We start from the raw sequence: 6,319 nt of genomic DNA on the forward strand, positions 1-6,319 counted from the left end.
ATCAATATGTTGAACAATGCGAAAAAATTATTTAAAAACATTTCTGATTTTTACTCTTAACCCCTTACGAGATTAGCCATCTAGCTCACACTGAATGGACTTATTTGCAGAGTCATAAATTAGTCTATACTTATCAATGAAATTATATTAGGGAGCATAGTATGAAAGAAGGTATGAAATACGAAGACATTTTTGCAATGCCAAAAGATGAGCTTGAAAGCATCATAAACGTCATCAAGCACAAATGTAAAAATGACGAAGAATTTAAAACCCGATTGAAAGAAAATCCGACGGACGTATTAAATGCAGAAGGGATAAGATTGCAGCCTAATATCCGTTTTAAGTTAGTAGAAAGCGAAGAAGAGGCAAAAAAATTGCCGGAGAATGTCATTCCATTTACTTTTCAAGAGCAGAAAAAAGAGTCCGTTTCACCAGAAGACTTGAAAGAAGTCGCCGGGGGAGTTTCATTTAGCCTAGTGGGTGGAAAAGGTTGGCATGGCATGGGTTGGGGATTCTCTTTCAACTCATAATGGTAAGGTAAGTGTGGATTGGATTCTTTCAGTCACACTATTGATTGCTCGAAGGATGAACCTTCATCAATGGCGTCATCTTATGACGCCATTGATGGGAATGGTCGAGTCCATTTCATTGATTGACCATTCGTTTTACGACTGCAAGTCATCAACCTGTTTGTTTCATGAAACGAATGGTCAACAGACTCTGGTCATGCAAATCTACAGATTCCTCTTCAGCGCAGAGCTTATTACCATATGCTATAGTTAAATACATATCGCAAGGAAGTGAGTCCATGAACGTTACGCAAAAAATCATTCAATCGCATCTTTTGTCTAGTGAAATGAGGGCAGAGGAAGAGATTGCTCTAAAGATTGATCAGACACTTTGCCAGGATGCAACGGGCACATTGGTCATGCTTGAATTGGAAGCTATGGGACTGGAGCGTACCAAGGCTGAAGTTTCTGTCCAATACGTCGATCATAATTTAATTCAGGAAGATAATAAAAATCCAGATGACCACCTATTTCTCGAGAGTGCTGCCAAACGTTTTGGCTTGTATTTTAGCCGCCCGGGGAATGGGATTAGTCATGTGGTTCACATGCAAAATTTTGGGAAACCGGGCAAGACTTTAACGGGCTCAGATAGTCATACGTGTGCGGCTGGTTCCCTGGGAATGATTGCTATTGGTTCTGGAGGATTGGAAGTGGCGATGGCAATCGCGGGTTATCCTTTATACATAAAAATGCCAAAAATACTTGGCATTAAATTAACAGGGACATTGCCTCCCTGGGTCAGTGCTAAAGATGTTATTTTAGAAATGTTACGGCGATACGATGTGAAAGGTTGTGTGGGTTACATTGTTGAATATTATGGCGAAGGCTTAACGTGTTTAAGCACCATGGATAGGCACGTCATTGCAAATATGGGACAAGAATTGGGTGCGACGACCAGCGTATTTCCTTCTGATGAGGCAACACGGGAATTTTTAAAAAGCCAAGGACGTGTTCAGGATTGGCGCGAATTAAAGGCTGATAAAGAGGCTCGATACGACGAAACGGATGAAATTGATCTCTCATCGCTTGAGCCATTAATTGCTAAACCCAGCAGCCCGGGAAATGTTGTTTCAGTTGCAGAAATTGCTGGGGAGGACATTTATCAGGCATACATTGGTTCGTCGGCTAATCCAGGATATCGAGATTATGCAATAGCGGCAGGAATGATGAAAGGACGCATGGTAAGTCCTGGTGTTTCTCTGGATATTAATCCTAGTTCAAGAACAATTTTAGAAGAATTAGTACGTGATGGTCATTTAGGTCATCTGATTCACGCTGGCGCGAGAATTCATCAGGCTGGATGTAATGGGTGTATTGGCATGGGGCAGGCACCTGCAACCGATAAAAATAGTTTACGTACCGTGCCACGTAATTTTCCAGGACGTTCTGGAACAAAAGAGGATAAGGTATTTCTCTGTAGTCCAGAGACGGCAACGGCCTCTGCTTTAAAGGGGGTTATCACTGATCCAAGAACGCTGGAGTTTGATTATCCTCAGGTCCGTTTGCCAAAAGAAAGAATTTTAAATCGCTCATGCATTGCTGACCCTTTACCGCATGACAAAGCGAAGCACATTACTTTAATAAAAGGCTCTAATATTGTTTCTTTACCTGAATTGAAGGCGTTGCCTGAAGCGTTTAGGTTGCCGGTTGTACTTAAAGTAGGTGATAATGTTAGCACGGACGAGATATCGCCGGCTGGGGCAAAAGTACTTCCTTTTCGCAGCAATATTCCTAAAATTAGTGAATTTACTTATACTCGAATCGATGAAGATTATCCAAAACGGGCAAAGCAGCAAAAGGATGGGCATGTCATTATTGGTGGAGAGAATTATGGGCAAGGGTCTAGTCGGGAACATGCTGCATTAGCACCCAGACACTTAGGTTTACGTGTAGTGATTGCCAAGAGTTTTGCCAGGATACATTGGCAGAATTTAATTAATTTTGGTATTTTGCCTTTGGTGTTCGAGCATCCAGAAGATTATGATGATATTGAAATGAACGATATTGTTAAATTGGATAATTTGCCTGATGTGCTTCACAGTAACCGATTCACAGTAACGATTAATGATCATGAAATTCAGGTAAAACATAGCTTGTCTGAACGTCAAAAAGAAATTGTAGCGTTAGGGGGATTAATTAACTGGATTAAAAAAAATCCAGCGTGAAATAGTTCGTATAACTTCAGTTAAAGAGCGCGCTAAACCAGTACTTTGAATTTTTCAGTGTAAATGCATCTAAATAGATTAAAAAAATACTTTATGTGCGAAATCCAGTAAAAAGAATCATCAAGATCATCTCAATTTTAATGCTACTATCAACAGACGTTCTAATATATCGTCTGCCTTAATTATTGCTCTATAATGAACAATGTAGGTCTTGAAACAGCTAAATGCAGGATGCGAGGAATTGCAAAAATATAAGGAAATAGGCTATGACGGAATCAGGAATTCGGCAACCGCAAGAACAAAACAAATCTCTGCCTGATGTAGGTTGTTTGGCATCAAAGACGTCGAAGCACAGTTGCCAAAGTCTTGGTGCAGATAAGGCTCAGGAATTTTTTACTTTTCTTGATAAACTCTATCAGGCCAATCTTGCCAAAATGACTGCCGGTATTAGCCCTGCGGCTATGGCCACTGCCGGCTTTTCCTGGCTTGCACAATTATCGCAATCGCCTGGGCGGTTATTAGAATTATTACTTTATCCAGCCTTGCATGGCAGTGATGCCCTGATTCGTATTTTAACCGAACAACAACCGGCAGATGGTGAGGATGTTCGTTTCCATACGGAAAATTGGCAAACATTTCCATGGCGCGTATGGGCGGAAGGTTTTTTACAATTTGAAGACTGGTGGCGGCGTGCTACGGTTGATGTGCCAGGTGTACCTAGTCATGTTGAACGCACGGTATCCTTTTTTGTGCGTCAGATGCTTGATGCGTTGTCTCCTTCTAATTTTGTTTTGACCAATCCTGATTTATTTCAGGAAACCATTCGTTCGGGCGGGAAAAATCTCATTCGCGGCTTGGAAATTGGCATTGAAGATATGCTGGAGAAAATTAGTGGTTCGCCTCCCAAAGGCTCAGAACATTTTATACCTGGTAAGGATGTGGCCATTACACCAGGGAGAGTAGTGTATCGCAATCATCTGATCGAGTTAATTCAATATGAACCGCAAACAGAGACTGTATTTAAAGAGCCATTGTTGATCTTACCCGCATGGATTATGAAATATTATATTCTTGATTTGTCCCCCCATAATTCCATGGTGAAATGGCTGGTGAATCAGGGGCACACGGTATTTATTGTGTCCTGGCGTAATCCGGATGGCGCAGATCGTAATTTAGGGATGTATGATTATTATAAACTTGGTGCAATGGCGGCGATTGACGCCATATCCGAACGAATTCCTAATGTTAAAATTCATTTGATGGGTTATTGTTTAGGCGGGACATTGGCTTTAATCGCAGCAGCAACCATGGCAAGAAAAAGCGACAGGCGACTCAAAAGTCTAACCCTGCTGGCTGCTCAAGGAGATTTCACCGAAGCAGGTGAACTCATGCTGTTTATTACGGAAAGTGAAGTGTCATTTCTTGAGAATATGATGTGGGATCAAGGCTATCTGGATACCAAACAAATGGCAGGGTCATTCCAGATGCTGCGGTCCTATGACTTAATTTGGTCTAAGATGGTTCAGGATTACATGCATGGCACCGAACGCGGGATGATTGATTTGTTGGCCTGGAACGCGGATGCAACTCGTATGCCCTATAAAATGCATAGCGAATATCTGGAAAAATTGTTTTTAAACAATGATTTTTCGGCTGGACGTTATACGATTGAAGGCTATCATGTGGTCGCAGAAAATATTCGTTTACCTGCTTTTGTTGTGAGTACGGAAAAAGATCACGTTGCTCCTTGGCCATCGGTTTATAAAATGCATTTGATGATCAACAGCGATATTACCTTCGTTTTGACTAATGGAGGACATAATGCGGGAATTGTCAGCGAACCAAACCATCCCGGCCGTTTTTATCGTATTCGCGAGCATAAAAAACATACGCCTTATCTTGGTCCACATAAATGGCTGGATAAAGCAGAGGTGAGGGATGGGTCTTGGTGGTTTGCGTGGCATAACTGGCTGGTGGAACGCTCTTCCCTGCATCGTGTCGAGGCGCGTGTATTGGACTCTTCTTTGCCGTCGGCGCCTGGAAGCTATGTTTTACAGAAATAAGATGGAATAAATATGGACCATAAAGATTATTATAAAATCATGGGGTTGAATCGCGATGCTACGGAGAAAGACATTAAAACCGCCTACCGTCGTTTGGCACGTAAATATCACCCTGATATCAGTAAGGAACCTAATGCCGAAGAAAAATTCAAGGAGATGGCAGAGGCTTATGAGGTTTTAAAAGATCCTGAAAAACGCAGAGTCTATGATCAATATGTACAAGATTGGGATATCCGGCAAAAAGCAAACTATTCATCACAGCAAAAGGAATGGGATATTGGCAAGGATAGTTATCACTTCGATCCGAACTTTTTTGAATCATTGTTCGGGACTGCTCCTTTTCGTGAACAATCGTTTGCAGGTGCCGATTATCAAAGCAGCATCCGGATCAGTCTTGAAGAAGCTTATCAAGGGGTGGTTAAGGATTTGCAATTGCCGGCCTATGGGCATCACCACAGTCCCCAGATTCTTAGAGTCAAGATTCCTGCCGGCGTGAAATCTGGACAACAAATCCGTTTGGTAGGCCAGGGTGCTGAAAGTAGAAGCGGTGGGCCTAGAGGGGCTCTCTATTTGACGGTTTATATTGAGAAGCACCCAATATTCGATGTAAAAGGCAATGATGTGTACCTGACTTTACCAGTCGCACCGTGGGAGGCGGCTCTAGGTTCAACCATTGTTGTGCCGACCCTTGCAGGAAACGTTGATTTGAAAATTCCCCCTGGCTCTCAAGGAGGACAAACATTGCGCTTAAAAAAACGTGGGTTGCCGGGAGACAAACCAGGTGATCAATACGTGATTCTGAAAATTATCATTCCTCAGCCGGAAAACGACAGAGCACGGGAATTGTATAAGAAAATGGCGGAAGAGATGCCATTTAATCCGCGTGAAAAAATGAGGATATAAGAATGAGCGAAAAAAAAGTAATCACAGGTCTGGTAATGGATAAAAACGTTTCCATTTCTTATGTGGAAGTTTGCCAAAAATATAATCTTTCGGAAGAATTGCTGACGGAAATGATGGAACATGGATTATTTGAGACAAAAAATTTGAAGAAAACACAATTTGATTATCTCACACTGAATAAAATCCAGTCAGCGCAAAGATTGCAGCATGATTTAGGAATTAATATGCCTGGTGTGGTATTAGTTCTGGAACTATTGGAAGAGTTAGAGCGCGTACGCCAAGAGCTAGGTATTTTGCAGCGTCAAATAGATGAGATTTAAAAGATAGAATGACCTGTTGCAACCACCTGGTTATCGTGCGTGTTAACCAGGTTGCATGTTATTTATAAACATAATTTATATTCTATGAGCATCAGACAATATGATGTGGTCAAGCAAATTTGTACACCCCAGTTAAGCGACGTTTTTCATTAACCCCCAGAACCTGTTTTCAAATTGATTCGGACTTTGATAATCCAAAAACGAATGCAACCTTTGATTATTATAAAACATGGTCATGTAATCCAGAATATCCTGTTTTGCCTCGCGTCTGGTTTGATAATTACGCCAATGAATTAATT

Annotated in this window: 6 protein-coding genes; 5 read left to right on the forward strand and 1 reads right to left on the reverse strand. The window is 41.5% G+C overall.

What is annotated here, in order from left to right:
- The first annotated feature begins 161 nt into the window (after positions 1-161).
- The 5 genes from E1O52_RS08925 (at position 162) to E1O52_RS08945 (ending at position 6,020) form a co-directional block, all read left to right on the forward strand.
- Positions 162-530: a hypothetical protein gene (locus tag E1O52_RS08925; RefSeq protein WP_133128365.1), complete on the forward strand. Its 369-nt coding sequence runs from the start codon at positions 162-164 to the stop codon at positions 528-530.
- Positions 531-808: 278 nt separating this feature from the next.
- On the forward strand, positions 809-2,734 hold the full coding sequence (locus E1O52_RS08930) for an aconitate hydratase (protein WP_133128366.1): 1,926 nt from the start codon (positions 809-811) through the stop codon (positions 2,732-2,734).
- A 266-nt stretch (positions 2,735-3,000) separates the two neighbouring features.
- A complete protein-coding gene (locus tag E1O52_RS08935) occupies positions 3,001-4,797 on the forward strand; it encodes a PHA/PHB synthase family protein (RefSeq protein WP_133128367.1) in 1,797 nt (598 codons plus the stop codon).
- Positions 4,798-4,809: 12 nt separating this feature from the next.
- Complete coding sequence (locus E1O52_RS08940; protein WP_133128368.1) at positions 4,810-5,700, forward strand: DnaJ C-terminal domain-containing protein; 891 nt, start codon at positions 4,810-4,812, stop codon at positions 5,698-5,700.
- 2 nt (positions 5,701-5,702) lie between these two features.
- On the forward strand, positions 5,703-6,020 hold the full coding sequence (locus E1O52_RS08945) for a chaperone modulator CbpM (RefSeq protein ID WP_133128369.1): 318 nt from the start codon (positions 5,703-5,705) through the stop codon (positions 6,018-6,020).
- Between the two features lie 132 nt (positions 6,021-6,152).
- Here E1O52_RS08945 and E1O52_RS08950 read toward each other — a convergent pair.
- On the reverse strand, positions 6,153-6,319 hold a 167-nt coding region (locus E1O52_RS08950), incomplete at its 5' end, for an IS3 family transposase (RefSeq protein ID WP_165474755.1).

Origin of the sequence: Legionella nagasakiensis, from assembly GCF_900639915.1 — a bacterium.
GTDB classification, from domain to species: domain Bacteria; phylum Pseudomonadota; class Gammaproteobacteria; order Legionellales; family Legionellaceae; genus Legionella_A; species Legionella_A nagasakiensis.